General features: G+C 69.3%; 14 protein-coding genes. 7 read left to right on the top strand and 7 right to left on the bottom strand.

All coding sequences use genetic code 11. The annotated features are described in order from the left end of the window. Window positions 1-52: 52 nt before the first annotated feature. Together G4H71_RS12320 and pdxR are read right to left on the bottom strand one after the other, a co-directional pair. Complete coding sequence (locus tag G4H71_RS12320; protein ID WP_072737164.1) at window positions 53-1,354, bottom strand: bifunctional o-acetylhomoserine/o-acetylserine sulfhydrylase; 1,302 nt, start codon at window positions 1,352-1,354, stop codon at window positions 53-55. Between the two features lie 417 nt (window positions 1,355-1,771). Then, window positions 1,772-3,154, bottom strand: a complete 1,383-nt coding sequence (pdxR, locus tag G4H71_RS12325; RefSeq protein ID WP_072737162.1) for a MocR-like pyridoxine biosynthesis transcription factor PdxR — start codon at window positions 3,152-3,154, stop codon at window positions 1,772-1,774. A gap of 50 nt (window positions 3,155-3,204) precedes the next feature. Between pdxR and G4H71_RS12330 the strand changes: the two genes are divergently transcribed. Continuing rightward, the gene (locus tag G4H71_RS12330) at window positions 3,205-3,702 is read left to right on the top strand and encodes a carboxymuconolactone decarboxylase family protein (RefSeq protein ID WP_072737161.1); all 498 of its coding nucleotides are present in this window, start codon (window positions 3,205-3,207) and stop codon (window positions 3,700-3,702) included. A 133-nt stretch (window positions 3,703-3,835) separates the two neighbouring features. Continuing rightward, window positions 3,836-6,118, top strand: coding sequence for a SulP family inorganic anion transporter (locus G4H71_RS12335; RefSeq protein ID WP_083342978.1), 2,283 nt, complete (start codon window positions 3,836-3,838; stop codon window positions 6,116-6,118). Window positions 6,119-6,121: 3 nt separating this feature from the next. On the opposite strand, the gene G4H71_RS12340 is transcribed toward G4H71_RS12335, so the two are convergent. Together G4H71_RS12340 and G4H71_RS12345 are read right to left on the bottom strand one after the other, a co-directional pair. Next, window positions 6,122-7,033, bottom strand: coding sequence for an AurF N-oxygenase family protein (locus G4H71_RS12340; RefSeq protein WP_072737160.1), 912 nt, complete (start codon window positions 7,031-7,033; stop codon window positions 6,122-6,124). 121 nt (window positions 7,034-7,154) lie between these two features. After that, window positions 7,155-8,672, bottom strand: coding sequence for an MFS transporter (locus tag G4H71_RS12345; protein WP_072737288.1), 1,518 nt, complete (start codon window positions 8,670-8,672; stop codon window positions 7,155-7,157). A gap of 157 nt (window positions 8,673-8,829) precedes the next feature. Between G4H71_RS12345 and G4H71_RS12350 the strand changes: the two genes are divergently transcribed. Beyond that, window positions 8,830-9,483: a TetR/AcrR family transcriptional regulator gene (locus tag G4H71_RS12350; protein ID WP_072737159.1), complete on the top strand. Its 654-nt coding sequence runs from the start codon at window positions 8,830-8,832 to the stop codon at window positions 9,481-9,483. A gap of 225 nt (window positions 9,484-9,708) precedes the next feature. On the opposite strand, the gene G4H71_RS12355 is transcribed toward G4H71_RS12350, so the two are convergent. Further along, window positions 9,709-10,530, bottom strand: a complete 822-nt coding sequence (locus tag G4H71_RS12355) for an acyl-CoA thioesterase (RefSeq protein WP_072737158.1) — start codon at window positions 10,528-10,530, stop codon at window positions 9,709-9,711. Window positions 10,531-10,676: 146 nt separating this feature from the next. On the opposite strand from G4H71_RS12355, the gene G4H71_RS12360 reads away from it, so the two are divergent. After that, window positions 10,677-11,261 carry a TetR/AcrR family transcriptional regulator gene (locus G4H71_RS12360; RefSeq protein ID WP_072737157.1) on the top strand — a complete coding sequence of 195 codons (585 nt, stop codon included), beginning with the start codon at window positions 10,677-10,679 and terminating at the stop codon, window positions 11,259-11,261. A gap of 25 nt (window positions 11,262-11,286) precedes the next feature. Here the strand turns inward: G4H71_RS12360 and G4H71_RS12365 are convergent, their stop codons facing one another. Beyond that, entirely contained in the window at window positions 11,287-12,321 is a 1,035-nt protein-coding gene (locus tag G4H71_RS12365) for an adenylate/guanylate cyclase domain-containing protein (RefSeq protein ID WP_072737156.1), read from the bottom strand. Window positions 12,322-12,510: 189 nt separating this feature from the next. On the opposite strand from G4H71_RS12365, the gene G4H71_RS12370 reads away from it, so the two are divergent. From G4H71_RS12370 to G4H71_RS22390, 3 genes are all read left to right on the top strand, one after another. Then, entirely contained in the window at window positions 12,511-13,227 is a 717-nt protein-coding gene (locus tag G4H71_RS12370; protein WP_072737155.1) for a DUF6319 family protein, read from the top strand. Window positions 13,228-13,366: 139 nt separating this feature from the next. Beyond that, complete coding sequence (locus tag G4H71_RS12375; RefSeq protein WP_072737154.1) at window positions 13,367-14,038, top strand: S1 family peptidase; 672 nt, start codon at window positions 13,367-13,369, stop codon at window positions 14,036-14,038. Window positions 14,039-14,186: 148 nt separating this feature from the next. Next, on the top strand, window positions 14,187-14,375 hold the full coding sequence (locus tag G4H71_RS22390) for a hypothetical protein (RefSeq protein WP_217631309.1): 189 nt from the start codon (window positions 14,187-14,189) through the stop codon (window positions 14,373-14,375). A gap of 36 nt (window positions 14,376-14,411) precedes the next feature. On the opposite strand, the gene ilvD is transcribed toward G4H71_RS22390, so the two are convergent. Further along, window positions 14,412-16,115: a dihydroxy-acid dehydratase gene (gene ilvD, locus G4H71_RS12385; RefSeq protein ID WP_072737153.1), complete on the bottom strand. Its 1,704-nt coding sequence runs from the start codon at window positions 16,113-16,115 to the stop codon at window positions 14,412-14,414. Window positions 16,116-16,131: the final 16 nt, after the last annotated feature.

A 16,131-nucleotide genomic window follows, 5' to 3' on the forward strand; every position in this document is an offset into this window, starting at 1 on the left:
CGAGCCATACGGCTCGGGCCCTCGCTGTGTGTCGCGGGGTGACGGACGCGCGTTATGCTCCCGCGGCCTTCAGGCCGGTCTCGAGATCGGCGAGGATGTCGTCGATCCCTTCGATACCGACGGCCAGGCGTACGAGTCCGGGCGTGACACCGGCGGCGATCTGCTCGTCCGGGGTGAGCTGTGAGTGCGTCGTGGACGCGGGGTGGATGACGAGGGAGCGCACGTCACCGATGTTCGCGACGTGGCTGTGCAGCGTGAGCGCGTCGACGAACCGCTTACCGGCATCGACGCCCCCGGCCAGCTCGAACGTGACGATCGCACCTGCTCCCTCGGGCAGGAGCTGCTGCGCGCGGGTGTACCACGGTGAGGATTCGAGGCCGGCGTACGCGACCGAGACGATCTCGTCGCGGCCCTCCAGCCACGCCGCGACCCGCTGCGCGTTGGCCACGTGCCGCTCGACACGCAGGCTCAGGGTCTCGATGCCCTGGCTGATGAGGAACGCGTTGAACGGCGAGACCGCCGAGCCCAGGTCGCGCAGCAACTGCACGCGCGCCTTGAGTGCGTAGGCGGGCGCACCCAGGTCCGCGAACACGACACCGTGGTAGCTGGGATCGGGAGTGGTGAAGTTCGGGTGCCGCCCCTGCGTCCAGTCGAAGGTGCCGCCGTCGACGATCACCCCGGCGATCGCGGTGCCGTGTCCGCCGAGGTACTTGGTCGCCGAATGGACCACGATGTCGGCGCCGTGCTCGAGCGGACGGAGGAGGTACGGGGTCGCCACCGTATTGTCCACGATCAGTGGAATACCGTTGTCGTGCGCAACCTTCGAGATTCCGGGAAGGTCGAGGACGTGGTTCTTCGGGTTCGCGACGGTCTCGCCGTAGAACGCCTTGGTGTTCGGACGGATCGCGCCGGCCCACTCCTCCAGGTTGTCGGGATCGTCGACGAACGAGACCTCGATACCGAGCTTCGGCAGCGTGTAGTGGAAGAGGTTGTAGGTGCCGCCGTAGAGGTACGGGCTCGACACGATGTGGTCGCCTGCCTCGGCGATGTTGAGGATCGCGAAGGTCTCCGCTGCCTGTCCGGACGCGAGCAGCAGTGCCGCGACTCCGCCTTCGAGGGTGGCGATGCGTTGTTCGACCGCGTCCTGGGTGGGGTTCATGATGCGGGTGTAGATGTTGCCCGGCTCCGCGAGCCCGAACAGCGCTGCCGCGTGGTCGGTGTTGTCGAAGGTGTACGAGGTGGTCTGGTAGATCGGCAGCGCCCGCGCCTTGGTGGTGGCGTCGGAGGTCTGTCCGGCGTGGATCTGCTGGGTCTCGAACGACCAGTCGGCGCTGGGATCGGGGGTGTCGGTCACGGGGGGCTCCGGTTTCGATAGATGTCGGCATTGTCGTCCGGCGAGGACAGCGGGTGGTGCAGTCGTCCGGTGAGGACAGCGGGTGGTGCAGTCGTCCGGCGAGGACAGCGGGTGGCGCAGGTGCACCACGAGGCCGCCGGATACCGGCGGCCGAGGACTGGCGGTGGGCTCGAGGTTCAGTCGCTCGAGCGGTGGGGAGTCGGACACCCGCTGGTACAGACCAGTGCGAAATCGACGTGGCGCCGCCGCGTCAGCAGCGGTCCGGTCGATCCGTTCGTCGAGTTCACGGGACGACTGTAACCGGCGTGAGGCGATCGGTACAGAGATAGCGACAGGGCGTCGGCCAATGCTGGACAGGACGTTGCTCGCCTGGTCGACGCCCGAGCCGGGCGTCCCGGCGCTCAGCCGACTCCCGAATCAGCCGACGTCCGACAGCACCGTGCACAGGGTGTCGAGCGTCGCCTCGAATCTGCTCTGTGGCGGTGTCGCGTAGCCGATGACCACGGCATCCCGGTGCGGGGATCGTGCCGCCGGGTGGCGATACAGCCGCGCGCCGACCAGTGCGAGGCCTGCGCGACGGGCGCGCTCGACAGCGAGATCCTCGGTGCCGTGGGGTAATTCGACGACCGCGTGCAGCCCGGCGGCGACTCCGGTGACCTGCGCGTGGGGAACGTGCGCGGCCAGCGAGTCCACCAGGCGCTGCCGCCGCCGACGGTACCGTTGCCGCATGGCACGCACGTGCCGATCGAGTCCCCCGGTGTCGATGAAGTCGGCGAGTGTCAGCTGATCCGTCGCGCTGACCCAGCGCTCGTAGGGGCCCTTGATCGCGAGCACGGGGTCGAGCAGACGTTCGGGCAGCACCATCCAGCCGATCCGCAGGGCCGGTGTCACGCTCTTGCCGATCGTGCCGAGATAGGCCACCCGATCCGGAGCCAGGCCCTGCACTGCCCCGACGGGCCTTCGGTCGTAGCGGAATTCGCCGTCGTAGTCGTCCTCGACGACCAGGCCACCGGTGCTGCTCGCCCATTCGAGGAAGGCGGTGCGCCGCGTCGGATGAAGAGGGCCGCCCAGGGGGAACTGGTGTGCGGGAGTGAGGAGGACCGCGGCCGGAGCGGGCGAGCCGGTCGGTGGACGCGCACCGTGCTCGTCCAGCTCGAGTGCTGTCGTCGCGACGCCCGCGCGCTCGAGCAGCCGGCGGTGCAGATGCAGGCCGTACTCCTCGACTCCGATGGTGGGGGCGTCGAGAGCCTGTGCCAGCACTTGTAGCCCGTGCCCCGAGCCGGGGCAGACGACGACCGTGTCCGGGTGGACGCGGACGCCGCGGGCGCGGGCCAGATACTCGGCGAGCGCGCGCCGCAGTTCCGGCCTGCCACGGGGATCGCCGGGGCCGAACGCGGAGTCGGGTGCCCGGGACAGGGCCCGGCGCGCCGATGCCGACCACGCGGTGCGCGGGAACGTGGCCGGGTCGGTCGCCCCCGGCACCAGACTCATCAGCGCGGTCCGGACGTGGGACGGGGGCCGGGCCGGTGCCGCATCGGGTGACGGCACCCGCGCCACCCGTGTTCCCGAGCCCTGTCGGGCCTCGAACCATCCTTCGGCGACCAGGTCGGAGTACGCCGCGGCCACCGTGTTGCGCGCCATTCCGAGGTCGAGGGCGAGTGCCCGGCTCGGTGGAAGCGTCGCGCCGGGCTGCAGACGTCCGGACCGGACGGCCTGACGAAGTGCGGTGACCAGCGAGGACTTGCCGTGGCCGGCTAGTTCGAGGTGGAAATCGAGACCGGAATTGGCCCAAGAACTCATGGGGAAATTGAACCAGACCAATGGTCCGATCTCGACTTACCGTGGAATGTATGACCGCAGCACGCACCGCAGATACATCCACCGCAGACGCAACCACCGGGCATGCACCCCGGATCGACCTCGCTCGGCAGGCCCCGGACGTGTACCGGGCCATGATCGCCCTCGACAGCGCGGCGCGCGAAGGGCTCGACCCCGAACTCGTCGAGCTGGTCCTCACCCGCTGCTCCCAGATCAATCACTGTGCCTTCTGCCTCGACATGCACACCCACGATGCTCGCCGGATCGGGGTGAGCGAGCAGAAGCTCTACCTGCTCGACGCGTGGAACGAGATGGTGGGGCTCTACAGCGACCGGGAGCGCGCCGCACTGCGATTGGCGGAGTCGGTGACCAGGCTAACCGACGACTTCGTTCCGGACGAGGTGTACCTGACTGCCGCGGAGCACTTTTCGGACGAGGAGCTGGCGCGGCTCATCGCCGTGATCTTCACGATCAACGCGTGGAACCGAATTGCCGTGTCCACCCGAAGGGTCCCGCCGGTGCGTCGTTAACCTCGCCATAATCTGTTGTTGTTCAAGGATTTTCCGGTGACATTCGTGATGCTGCCCGGCCCCGGTGAGACCGGCCACACCGGGGCGGCGGAAGCGCCCGCCGGGGCCTCGGACGTGGTTACCGTGTGGCGTCATGCAGACCCTCGAGAACGCCGACACCGCCACCGTCGCGGCGCCTGACGGTCGGGCGGCCGCGCCGACACTGCGGGACCGCGTCGGCATCGTCGCCCGGTACGACCTGCCCGCCTCGCTGGTGGTGTTCCTGGTGGCGCTGCCGCTGTCGCTGGGTATCGCGATCGCCTCCGACGCCCCCGTGATGGCGGGTCTCGTCGCCGCGATCGTCGGCGGAGTGGTGGCGGGCGCGATCGGTGGTTCGCCGCTCCAGGTGAGCGGTCCCGCGGCCGGACTGACCGTCGTGGTCGCCGAACTGGTCGCGACGTTCGGCTGGCAGGCGACGTGCGCCGTCACCGTCGCGGCCGGCGTGCTGCAGATCGTCTTCGGGCTGAGCCGCGTCGCACGAGCCGCGCTGGCGATCGCACCCGTCGTCGTGCACGCCATGCTCGCCGGTATCGGCGTCACGATCGCGCTGCAGCAGATCCACGTCCTGCTCGGGGGGAGTTCGCACAGCTCGGTACTCGAGAACATCACCGAGCTTCCGGGACAACTCGCGTCGCCACAATGGGATTCGGTACTCATCGGCTCGCTCGTCGTCGTGATCATGCTCGTGTGGAAACGTCTGCCGGGAAAGCTGCGGATGATTCCCGGGCCACTGGTCGCCGTCGTCGTGGCGACGGTGGTGTCCCTTCTCGTCCCGATGGATGTCCCCCGGATCGCTCTCGACGGATCGCTCGTGGATGCGATCGCGCTGCCCTCGATGCCCGAGGGCCCGTGGCTCGCCGTCGCCACCGGCGTGCTCACCGTTGCGTTGATCGCGAGTGTGGAGAGCCTGCTCTCGGCCGTGGCGGTCGACAAGATGCACGAGGGGCCCCGCACGAACTTCAGCAGGGAGCTGGTCGGGCAGGGATCGGCGAACGTCGTCTCCGGCGCGATCGGCGGACTGCCGGTCACCGGGGTGATCGTGCGCAGCTCGACCAACGTCGCAGTCGGGGCCCGGACCCGTGCGTCGGCGATCCTGCACGGCGTGTGGATCCTGGTGTTCGCGGCATTGCTCACCGGATTGGTGCAGCGCGTGCCGATGGCGGCGCTGGCCGGGCTCCTGGTCGTGATCGGACTCCAGCTGATCAAGCTCGCCGACATCACGATGGCGCGCCGCACCGGCGACATCTGGGTGTACGCCGTGACCGTCGCGGGCGTCGTGTTCCTCAATCTGCTCGAGGGTGTTCTCCTCGGTCTCGCGCTCGCCGTCGTGCTGTTGCTGTGGCGGGTGATCCGTCCGGCGCTCGAGGTGTCCGAGCCGGACGCGCCGGGCGCACCCTGGCGCGTCTCGGTCGAGGGGCCGTGCAGTTTCCTGTCGCTGCCGCGGCTCACGTCCTTGCTGGGCCGGGTGCCGCCGGGTGCGGAGGTGACGATCGAGCTCGCCGTCGACTTCCTCGACCACGCCTCGTGGGAGGCGATCGAGGAGTGGGTCAAGCACCATCGGCGTGGCGGCGGATCGGTGACCGTCGAGACCACCGGCCCGGTCGACGTCGACGCGGTCGGTGCGGCCCCGCCGCGGCGGGGCACCCGGGTGGCCCCGCCGCCGGGTTTCGCCCCGTGGCGAAGCTGGCAGTCCCAGGTCAGGCGGGAGCACGCGACCCCGCCGGCGCTGCAGCCGGTGCGGGCCGGGGTCGCGGAGTACCACCGGCGCGGTGCCGAGCAGCTCCAGTCACACCTCGGGGGCCTGCGCGACGGTCAGCGCCCCGACACGTTGTTCCTCACCTGCGCGGACTCGAGAATTCTGCCGAACGTCATCACCAGTAGCGGGCCGGGGGATCTGTTCACGATCCGCAACGTCGGCAACCTGGTACCCGGGCGGCGTGCGGACGACTCGGTCGAGGCAGCGCTGGAGTTCGCGTTGACCGAACTCGGGGTGACGTCCGTGGTCGTGTGCGGACACTCCGGTTGCGGGGCGATGACGGCGTTGCTGTCGAACGAGCCCGACAGCGACGACACCGCGGTCCGGGAGCCCGACGGGCCGATCGACCGGTGGCTCTCCCACGCTCATCCGAGCGTGCGGGCATTCCGGAGCGGTCACCCCGCCGCGCGGGACGCGGCGGGCATGGGCTTCGGGACGATCGACCGACTGGGAATCACGAACGTCGCGGTCCAGGTCCAGACGCTGCAGCGGCACCCCGTCGTCGGCGAGGCCTTCGCGGACGGCCGAGTGCGGGTGGCGGGTCTGTTCTTCGACATCGTGAGCGCCCAGGTCCTCGACGTGACCGCCACGGGTGTCACCCGCCCCCGCGAACTCGGGTGACCGTCAGAGCAGGTGCACGCGCTTGTAGAGGCGCTTGGTCGGGCCACCGACGAGCCCGGCGCTGTCCAGGAATTGCATGAGCTTGGACCCGGACGTGCGGACCATGTCCTTGTAGTGCTGGTTGTGCTTGGCCTCGTCCCGCGCACGCTGCGGATCGAGCCCGGCGTTGCGGTAGACGTCCTTGCGGATCATCGACTTCATCACGAAGTAGACGACGACGGCGGTGTTGAGCCGCTCGATCTGCAGCCGGCCCCAGCCGGCACCCTCGATCCGGCGGAGCACCTCCTCGCGGGCGAACCGGATGTGCCGGGCCTCCTCCAGCACGTGGATCTTGCTCACCGTGCGGGTGACCGGCTGGACCCTCTCGTCGCGCATGAAGTCGCGCTGCATCATGTCGAGGATCTCCTCCGCGGCCATGACGGACGCGTAGGCGTTGGCACCGCGGAAGAAGCTGCCCCAGATGCGGCCGAGCCGGTGGATGATCTTGGGAGGGCCGTAGCCGGGCATGCTCAGCCGCTCGCCGGCGCGGGCGAACATCACCGAGTGGCGGCATTCGTCGGCGACCTCGGTGAGCGCGAACTGGACATGGCGGGAATGCTTGTCACGCCCGTACACGTCCCGCAGCAGCATCTGCATGAGCAGGATCTCGAACCACAGGCCGACTCCGGACACACAGGCGGCTTCGTGCTTGGTGAGCTCGATGCGCTGCTCGTCCGTCATCTCGTCCCAGAGTGCGGTGCCGTAGAGGGTGCTCCATTCGGGCGTGAGCCCGAACTTGTCCGCCGGGATCGGCGCCTCCCAGTCGACCTCCACCATCGGGTCGTACGACTTCCGCGCCGACGAGGCGAGGAGCCGCTGTGCGGTCTCTTCCCGATCGGAGGTGGTCGGACGGGCCGATTCGATCGACGCGGTCATGGCGTACCCCTTCGTGAGCTGCCCCTACGTGTGACGCTTGGTTACTGATACTGAACGATACAATGATCGATGTCACAATCGCAATGGGCGCGGTCGTAGCGCCGAGTCCGTGCGGAAGAGGTCAGTTCCGCGGCTCGCGGCCCGGAGCCCAGAAGGCCAGCCCGACGGCAGAGGCGATCAGTACCGCGCCGAGCACGATCGATGCCTCGTCCATCCCCTTCAGGAACGCCTCGCGAGCGAACTCCGCCAGTTCTGCGCCCCGCGGGCCCGCCATGTCCGCGACTTGGAGCGCGGATGCGAGTGATCCGTGCACCGCTTCCTTGGCCGGCTCGGGCACGGCGTCGACGGCCTCCTGGACGTTGCGGCCGTAGCCCGCGGCCAGGATGCTGCCTGCCAGGGCGATTCCGATCGCCGAGCCGATCTCGCGGGAGGCGTCGTTCACCGCCGACGCGACCCCCTGTTTGTGGTCGGGGGTGTTCGCCACGATCGCGGTGGTGGCCGGCGTCGTGCACAGGCCGATGCCGAGGGCGGCGACGAAGAGCGGCACCGCCACCTCGGCGTAGGAGGAGTCGATGTCGAGCCGAGTCATCAGGAGCAGCCCGACACCGAGGATCGCCGCGCCGGTGGCGAGCAGCACGCGCAGGCCGGTGTACGGGATCGCGAGCGGCATGAGGACCGACAGCACCAGGATCGGCACCGCGATCGGGGCCATGGCCAGTGCCGATTGCAGTGGTGAGTAGTCGAGGACCAGTTGCAGATACTGCACCGTGAAGAAGAAGACGCCCAGCGTGGCGAAGAACTGCAGGGCCAGCGAGGCCGAACCCGATCCGAAGGCGCGATTGGCGAACAGCCGGACGTCGAGAAGCGGTTGCCTGGTACGCAATTCGACGAGTGCGAACAGCCCGGCGGCGAGGACGCCGCCCACCAGCAACGCGAGAACGATCGGGTCGAGCCACCCGCGATGCGGCGCCTCGATGGTGCCGAGCACGAACAGTGCGACGGCTCCGGAGATCAGCGCCGCGCCGGGGAGATCCAGAGGTGTCGCATCCGAGTCCTTCGACGACGGAATCGTGAACGAGGCGATCAGCAGGATCGCGGAGACCAGGGCCAGACCGGCGAAAATGGACGTCCACGCGAACCTCTCGAGCAGGGCGCCGGACACGACGAGACCGGCGATGGCTCCGGATCCGGCCACGCCCGACCAGATTCCGACGGCCCGGCCGCGGTGGGCGAGTGGGAACCCGGCGGTGAGGAGTGACAGCGTCGCGGGCATGACGAATGCCGCCCCGATGCCCGCCACCGTGCGGGCGGCGATGATCCAGGTCGGTGAATCCTCGAACAGCGGAACGGCATTGGCGGCAGCGAACACGGCCAAGCCCCCGATGAGCATGCCCCGTCTGCCGTACCGGTCGCCGAGCGCGCCCGCCGGAAGCAGTAGGGCGGCGAGAGTGAGCGTGTAGCCGTCGACGATCCAGGTGAGTTGCGTCTGGGTGGCCCCGGTGTCGCGGGCCAGATCCGGGAGCGCGGTGTTGAGCGCGGCCATCGCGGCGACGACCAGTGCCACCCCGCCGCACGCGACGAGCAGCATCCACACCTGGCCGAACGTCCATCTGGTCGATTTCGCCTGCTCCTGTGCCATGGCCTGCTGCACGCCGTTCGCCTTCCGGTCGGGGATCGAACTGTCGTCGAGAAACTGCTCTCGGGGAATCGAGATCGGTGTCCGGACTCGAAACGAGACTGACAGTATCGTATGTAGACTAACGGTTCACAAGGGCTGCGGCAGGACGGGGACGCGAATGGTCGACGAGGATCCACGGCGGGCGCGTTCGCGGACCCGGCTGCTCGATGCGGCGACCCGGCTGCTGGCCGAGGGCGGGACGGATGCGGTGACGATCGACGCCGTGACCCACGAGGCCGGCGTCGCCCGGGCCACCCTCTACCGGCACTTCGCCAGTGGGACCGAGCTCGTCGCGGCGGCGTTCGCCCGTCTGGTGCCGCCCGCGCCGGTCGTTCCCGAGACCGGTGATCTACGGTCGCGGCTGGTGGAACTCCTCGTCGGGCAGGCGCGGCTCATCGAGAACGCGCCGATGCACGTCACCGCGATGTGCTGGCTGGGGCTCGGACCGGCACTCGGTGACTATTCGAGCGCCGCGGCGTCCGAGTCGGGTGGTGGGGAGTCGAGCGCGGCCGACCGGCGCGAACTGCGCACGTTGCGCCGCACGGTGGTCGAGCAGTACCGCGAGGCGTTCGATCGGATCCTGCGCACCCCGGAGGGGCTCGAGGTGCTCGGCGAACACGACTACGACCTGGCGCTCGCCCAGCTGATCGGCCCCCTGGTGTTCACCCGGCTGGCCACCCTGTCCCCGCTGGGACGCGAGGCGTGCGAGGAGATCGTCGACGACTTCCTCGCGGCGCGCCGGATGCGCGAGGGCGGTCGCAGGGTGCGGTAGCTCGCCTGCCGCCTGCCCTGCCGCCTGCCGCTCGCCCTGCCGCCTGCCGCTCGCCCTGCCGCCTGCCGCTGGCACAATGTCACACCGGTTTCGTCAGATCGAAACAATGTGACATTGTGCCGAAACAGGTTGTCGGGCACGGTGTCACACTGGTTTCGTTGGGCCGAAACTATGTGACAGTGTGCCGACACCGGTGGGCGGTCGACGGAACGCGGATGCGTGCCGTCAGTCCTTGAAGTAGACGAGCTGGTGCGACGTGGCGAGCAGTGCCCCGTCGCGGCCCCACAGTTCGGCGGACTGGTCGAAGTACCCGTTGCCGAATCGTCCGGTCCTGGCAGTGCCGAGGAGGGGCTCGTCCGCCTGGGTGGCGAGCGCCTCCGGATTGCCGTGGAAGTACACGGTGAGCGAGACGGTGCCGGCGGGCATGTACCGGCCGCGGCGCAGGAACACGCGGGGGAAGAACACGTCCGCCAGTGCGGCCAGGGCCGGGTAGTCCAACGAGCGGGCCGGGGTGGGGCGCACCCACAGGGTCGACGTCGAATCCGGATTCTCGCCCGAGTCCTCGTTCGGCACAGCGCCTTCGACGAACCGCATGTCGTAGTTGCGGGCCCAGGCGATGAACTCCGGGAACGGCGAGGGTTCGACGGCGTCGGGGGCCGGAACGCGTGGCATCTCCGACTCGGTCGATTCCCACGTCTCGCGGCGGATGCCGAACACCGCCGTCGCGGTGGTGGTGAGGACACCGGCCTGCGTCAGTTCCAGCGACCAGTGCTGGGTGGTGCGATTGGTGCGGGTGGCGCGCGCCGTGATCTCGAATGCGCCCTCGGCGACGGGTCCCGCGTAGTTGACCGTCAGCGAGAGTGGATCGCCGAGCCGGTCGGGGTGTTGCTGGACGGCGCGCAGCAGGGTGGCGGCCGTGATGCCGCCGAAGGGGCCCACCATGTTCGCGAACGCCGCCGAGGTGTGGCCGGCGAAGACCCCGTCCTCTGCCGGGGTGAGATCGATCGCCGAGTCGAACGGGTGGGTCGGGGCGATGATCTCGGTCATGATGCTCCTCGGTGCGGCTGCCGGGCTGCGCTGATCGGTGTCGGGTGATCACGGTGTCGGGTGAACTCGGTGTCGGCGATCCCGGTACCTCGCCGATATTAAGTATGACAACATACATATCAGTAGTGCGGCAAACCGAGAGGCGGATGCAGGTGACCAGGCAGCAGGATCGGACCGGCGCCCGCGCGGCGATGATCGACAGCGCGATCGCGCTCTTCCGAGAGCGTGGAGTGGCCGCCACCTCCTTCGCGGACGTCCTGTCACGCAGCGGTGCGCCGCGAGGCTCGATCTACTACCACTTCCCCGAGGGGAAGGCGCAGCTCGTCGAGGAGGCGACGCGCGATGCCGCCGGACGGCTCGGTGCCGGGATCGGCAGGGTTCTCGACTCGGGGGACACGGCGACCGCCCTGCGCGCGCTGGTGGAGCTGTGGCGCCGGGGGCTCGAGTCGGGCGACTACGCCGTGGGCTGTCCGATCGTGTCGGCGGCACTGGGGAACGAGCGCGGCGCCCGGGACATCGCGGGGGTGGCGTTCGAATCCTGGTGTGCGGTGATCGCGAGCAAGCTCGTGGGCGAGGGCGTCGGCCCCGACCGGGCGGAGACGGTCGCCGTGCTCGTGGTCGGCGCTCTCGAGGGTGCCCTGGTGCTGGCGCAGGCACAGCGCAGCTCGTCGCCGCTCGACGCCGTCGTGGGGGAGCTCGAAAGAGTCTGTGCAGAAGCAGTTTCCGGCTGAGTGACCGCACGCAGAACCGGCGTGGTCAGGGCCGTCGGCGCAGGACGAACTGTTCCAGCCGTCGGATACCGCGCACGCGGCGGGGACGCAGTTGCTTGAGGAGATAGGCGGGCTCGCCCGCGAGTTCGTCGGCCATCCGTTCGTCGACGAGGACCGCGCCCGGCCGAGCCGCGCTGGTGAGCCGAGCGGCGGTGTTGACGACCGAGCCGTAGAGGTCGCCGTACCGGACCAGGGCGGGGCCGAGTGCCAGCCCGACCCGCAGGCCGGGATCGGTCTCGTCCGTGAGGACCGATTCCTGCAGCCGCAGCGCGATCTCGGCCGCGTCGGCAGGGTTCTCGGAGGCGAACATGACCTCGTCGCCGACCGTCTTGACCACCCACCCCTGGTGGCCGGCGATGACGGTGGTGGACACGGATTCGAAGCGTTCGAGCAGATCCGACAGGTCGCGGGCCCCGAGCCGCCGAGTCAGCGACGTGTACCCGACGATGTCGGCGAAACCCACGACGAGGGTGCGGCTGGCGACCTCGTCCGTGGGGTTTCCGACGCTGCGGCCCGTGGTGGACGCGACATGGCGTCGCCATACGTATGACTGGAGTGATTCGACGGCGGGGATCACCTCGGCGGCCAGCGCGTGGACGTGCGCGCGGATCTGCGCGGGTTCCGAGACCCCGGATCCCGCCAGCTCCTCGAGGATGTGGGTACTGAGCAGGGACACCTGCCATTCGGCGATCCGCGACATCGCCTGCCCCAGCGCCCGCGCCGCGGCCACTTCTCCCTCGGGGGTCAGCACGCCACGCTCGACGAACTCGACGATGGAGCGCAGTGCCCGCGCGTCCCCGTCGGTGAACATCCGGGCATCCGGATCGGCGTCCACGGCGAATCCCATCGAGACCCACAGGCGGTCCGCGCGTTCACGCGGGACGCCGGCGAGCGCGGCGATCTCGTCCTGGGTGTACTTGCGTGGGCCACCCAGGAGGAACTCCTCGAGTTCCTCCTGGATCTCGCCGAGAACGTGTGGATCGAACTCCGGCCTCACGGGCTCGTCGGGCCTCGGCTCCATCGCCTCTCCGTTCGATCGGGCGCACCGCGGCGGGGTCGCGCGTCGGCGTGCGTCGTGCACTGGATGCAATCTCGCACACTCGGCCGGGCATCGTGTGCGGGACGGCGCCGAGTCGGGGCGGTGTCGTGCCCGCGTCGGTGCCGTGTGCAAGAGTGTGCGCGAATTCCTGAACACCCGAAAGGACTCGACATGCCGCCCCGCACCCGAGCCGGCGCCTCCGGGCTCACCGCCGAGAACCTCGCGACATTGGCCGCCGCGATCGCCGAGGGGCGCCGGTCCACCGTCTATCTCCGCGAGGCGATGCCGAGTCTCGGTCTCGAGGCGGGCACGTCCGCCAAGGCCCTGTCGGTGTCGGGCAACACGGTGGTGATCCGACCCAAGGGTGTGGACGACGAACTGCCCTTCGAGGCGGAGGAGTTGCTGGCGAGCCGGCCCAAGCCCGCGGCCGGTGCCACCCCTGCACGGGCTGCGTCGAAGGCCGGCGGCACGAAGACCGAACTGGCGGTTCACCAGGGTATCGAGCCGGGGCCGCCGCCCGCCCCGAAGCCGCGTACCTCCTCCGCTGCCCCTGTCGCGGCGTCCTCCGCGGAGCCGCCGGCCCCGCGGAAGCGGGCACCGGCGAAGAAGAAGGCACCCGCCGCGGTGGCGGTGACCATCCACGCGGGTGCCGACGGAGAGTGGAGCGTCGCCGTGACTCCGGGCGCCAAGCGGCCGGCGAAGTCGACACCGGTCACCGCGGATGCGGTCGAACGAGCGGTGCGTGAGCTCGGCGATCCTGCGACGGTGGATGCCGTCGAGTCGATCCTCGCCGTCGCCCGCGAGAGTGCCGCCGCCAAGGTGGAGGAGCTCAGCCGGCAGCTCGAGGAGGCTCGCGCAGCCCTCGAGGCGCTCGGCGCAGCCGATTGAGTGATACTGCGCAGCCGATTGAGGGACTCTGTGCAGCCGGTGCTTCTGCCTCGGACGATGCGTAAAACGTCCACCAACGGTCTCCGTGGGTGACACGCTGTAGAAACACGCGGTGTCGGGATCGACGGAGGGCAGGGAGATGCTCAGCAGGCACGTTTTCAGGTGGGTCGCGACCGTCATCGGGGCCACGGCCCTGGTCTTCGGGGGAATGGCGGGTGGAACGGCGGTCGCGGCGCCTGCTCCGGCGGTTCTCGGTGGCGGGTCGGGCATCGTCATCGACGACGAGCTGGTGTGTTCGATCACCACGATCGGTCACGACAACGCGGGTCGCCTCGTCGGGCTGACCGCCGGTCACTGTGGCCGAGTGGGGTCGACGGTCGTTCCGGAGTACAAGCCGGATTCCGGTGTGGTCGGCACCTTCGTCGCCGCGAACTACGACCTGGACTACGCCGTGATCCAGTTCGATCCTGCCAAGGTGGTCCCGGTCAACCGGGTCGGCAACGTGACGATCACGCACGTGGGGCCGCCCGCAGCGTTCCCTCAGATCGGATGCAAGGAGGGGCGGACGACCGGCAACACCTGCGGTGTGGTGTGGGGCGATCTGATGCAGACCCAGGAGACGTGGACTCAGGCCTGTGTGGTCGAGGGTGATTCCGGTTCACCGCTGGTGGTGGGCACGACGCTGGTGGCGATGGTGAACGCCTACTTCCTGTATCCGTGCATCGGTCCGGAGATCGGAACCAATTTCGACCTGATCATGCATCACATGAACGGCAGCGGCGGCCCGGGCGCGGGCTTCCGACCGATCTGACCGTCCTATCCGGTCGCGCGCTCGATCCGATTCTCGATCGCGGACAGCCCGTGCCCTGCTGAAGAACTCGCCGATCCTCATTCTCGACGAGGCCGTCGCGTCGGTCGATCTGGAGACGGAGGCGAAGATCCAGGAAGCGCTCGCGGCATTGATCGCCGGGCGCACGGTGATCGTCATCGCGCACCGGCTGTCCACCGTCACGGGGGTCGATTCGATCGTCGTCCTGGCCGACGGAGTGGTCGACGCCGTCGGAACCCACGAGGAGTTGCTCGCGGGCAGCGACGTCTACCGGGAACTGTGGCGCGCCGGGGAACCACGAGCGGTCAGCGCCTCCTGATCCGCGGGCCGGAAACCAGCCCGCGGATCGAGGGTCCTATCCGCAGACGGCTCCCTGGGAGGCGGATCCGACCAGCTTGACGTACTTGGAGAGCACGCCCCGCGTGTAGCGCGGGGGCAGCGGCGCCCAGCCCTGCCCGCGCGCGGTGAGCTCCTTCTCGTCGACCAGGACGTCGAGGGTTCCGTCGGCGACGTTCAACCGGATCGTGTCGCCGTCGCGGACGAATGCGATCGGGCCGCCGTCGACGGCCTCCGGTGCGACGTGACCCACACACAGGCCGGTGGTACCGCCGGAGAACCGGCCGTCGGTGAGGAGGAGGACGTCCTTGCCCAGGCCGGCGCCCTTGATCGCCGCGGTGATCGCGAGCATCTCCCGCATACCGGGGCCACCCTTCGGGCCCTCGTACCGGATCACGACGACGTCGCCGTGTGTGATCGTGCCGTTCTCGAGTGCGTCCATCGCGGCACGCTCACCGTCGAAGACCCGGGCGCGCCCCTCGAAGACGTGCGAGTCGAATCCCGCCGACTTCACGACAGCGCCGCCGGGGGCCAGGGTGCCCTTCAAGATCGTGATCCCGCCCGTCGGATGGATCGGTGAGCTCAACGCCCGCAACACCTTTCCATCCGGGTCCGGGGGTGCGATGTCGGCGAGGTTCTCGGCCATGGTCCGGCCCGTGACGGTGAGGCAGTCGCCGTGGAGCAGACCGGCGTCGAGGAGGGCCTTCATGATCACCGGCACCCCGCCGATCCGGTCCACATCCGTCATCACGTGGGCACCGAAGGGCTTGACGTCGGCGAGGTGCGGCACTTGCCCGCCGATACGGGCGAAGTCGTCGAGAGTGAGGTCCACGTCGATCTCGTGGGCGATGGCGAGCAGGTGCAGCACGGCGTTGGTGGAACCACCGAACGCCATCACCACCGCGATCGCGTTCTCGAACGACTCCTTCGTGAGGATGTCGGAGGTGGTGATCCCCCGACGCAGGAGTTCGACGACCGCCTCGCCGCTACGCCGGGCGAACCCGTCCCGGCGACGGTCGGAGGCGGGTGGTGCCGCGCTGCCGGGGAGCGACATGCCCAGTGCCTCGGCCGCGCTCGCCATCGTGTTCGCGGTGTACATGCCGCCGCAGGCGCCCTCGGCCGGGCAGATCACCCGCTCGATCGTGTCCACGTCTTCTCGGCTCATCAACCCGCGCGAGCAGGCACCGACGGCCTCGAACGCGTCGATGATCGTGACCTGCCGCTCGCTTCCGTCCGCCAGTTTCGCGATGCCGGGGAGGGTGGACCCGGCATACAGGAACACGCTCGCGAGATCCAGACGAGCTGCTGCCATGAGCATTCCGGGAAGGGACTTGTCGCATCCCGCGAGCAGGACGGAGCCGTCGAGTCGCTCCGCCTGCATCACCGTCTCGACGCTGTCGGCGATCACCTCACGGGACACGAGGGAGAAATGCATCCCCTCGTGTCCCATCGAAATGCCGTCGGACACCGAAATCGTGCCGAACTCGAGCGGGTAACCGCCCGCCGCGTGCACGCCGTCCTTGACCGCCTTCGCGAGTCGATCGAGCGACAGGTTGCAGGGGGTGATCTCGTTCCACGACGACGCGACCCCGATCTGGGACTTGCCCCAGTCCTCGTCGCCCATCCCCACTGCCCTGAGCATTCCGCGGGCAGCGGTCTTCTCGAGACCGTCGGTGACGTCGCGACTGCGCGGTTTGATGTCGTGGTCGTGTTCGGTGTTCATACACCGAGTCTGGCCC

This window comes from Rhodococcus triatomae (assembly GCF_014217785.1).
GTDB lineage: Bacteria > Actinomycetota > Actinomycetes > Mycobacteriales > Mycobacteriaceae > Rhodococcus_F > Rhodococcus_F triatomae.

What these genes read in the sequence shown, in the direction of transcription:
- G4H71_RS12365 (WP_072737156.1), bottom strand. Translation starts at nt 12,321, where the DNA reads ATGGAGCCGAGGCCCGACGAGCCCGTGAGGCCGGAGTTCGATCCACAC.
- G4H71_RS12345 (WP_072737288.1), bottom strand. Translation starts at nt 8,672, where the DNA reads ATGGCACAGGAGCAGGCGAAATCGACCAGATGGACGTTCGGCCAGGTG.
- G4H71_RS12350 (WP_072737159.1), top strand. Translation starts at nt 8,830, where the DNA reads ATGGTCGACGAGGATCCACGGCGGGCGCGTTCGCGGACCCGGCTGCTC.
- G4H71_RS12375 (WP_072737154.1), top strand. Translation starts at nt 13,367, where the DNA reads ATGCTCAGCAGGCACGTTTTCAGGTGGGTCGCGACCGTCATCGGGGCC.
- G4H71_RS12335 (WP_083342978.1), top strand. Translation starts at nt 3,836, where the DNA reads ATGCAGACCCTCGAGAACGCCGACACCGCCACCGTCGCGGCGCCTGAC.
- G4H71_RS12355 (WP_072737158.1), bottom strand. Translation starts at nt 10,530, where the DNA reads ATGACCGAGATCATCGCCCCGACCCACCCGTTCGACTCGGCGATCGAT.
- G4H71_RS12370 (WP_072737155.1), top strand. Translation starts at nt 12,511, where the DNA reads ATGCCGCCCCGCACCCGAGCCGGCGCCTCCGGGCTCACCGCCGAGAAC.
- G4H71_RS12330 (WP_072737161.1), top strand. Translation starts at nt 3,205, where the DNA reads ATGACCGCAGCACGCACCGCAGATACATCCACCGCAGACGCAACCACC.
- G4H71_RS12360 (WP_072737157.1), top strand. Translation starts at nt 10,677, where the DNA reads ATGCAGGTGACCAGGCAGCAGGATCGGACCGGCGCCCGCGCGGCGATG.
- pdxR (WP_072737162.1), bottom strand. Translation starts at nt 3,154, where the DNA reads ATGAGTTCTTGGGCCAATTCCGGTCTCGATTTCCACCTCGAACTAGCC.
- G4H71_RS12340 (WP_072737160.1), bottom strand. Translation starts at nt 7,033, where the DNA reads ATGACCGCGTCGATCGAATCGGCCCGTCCGACCACCTCCGATCGGGAA.
- ilvD (WP_072737153.1), bottom strand. Translation starts at nt 16,115, where the DNA reads ATGAACACCGAACACGACCACGACATCAAACCGCGCAGTCGCGACGTC.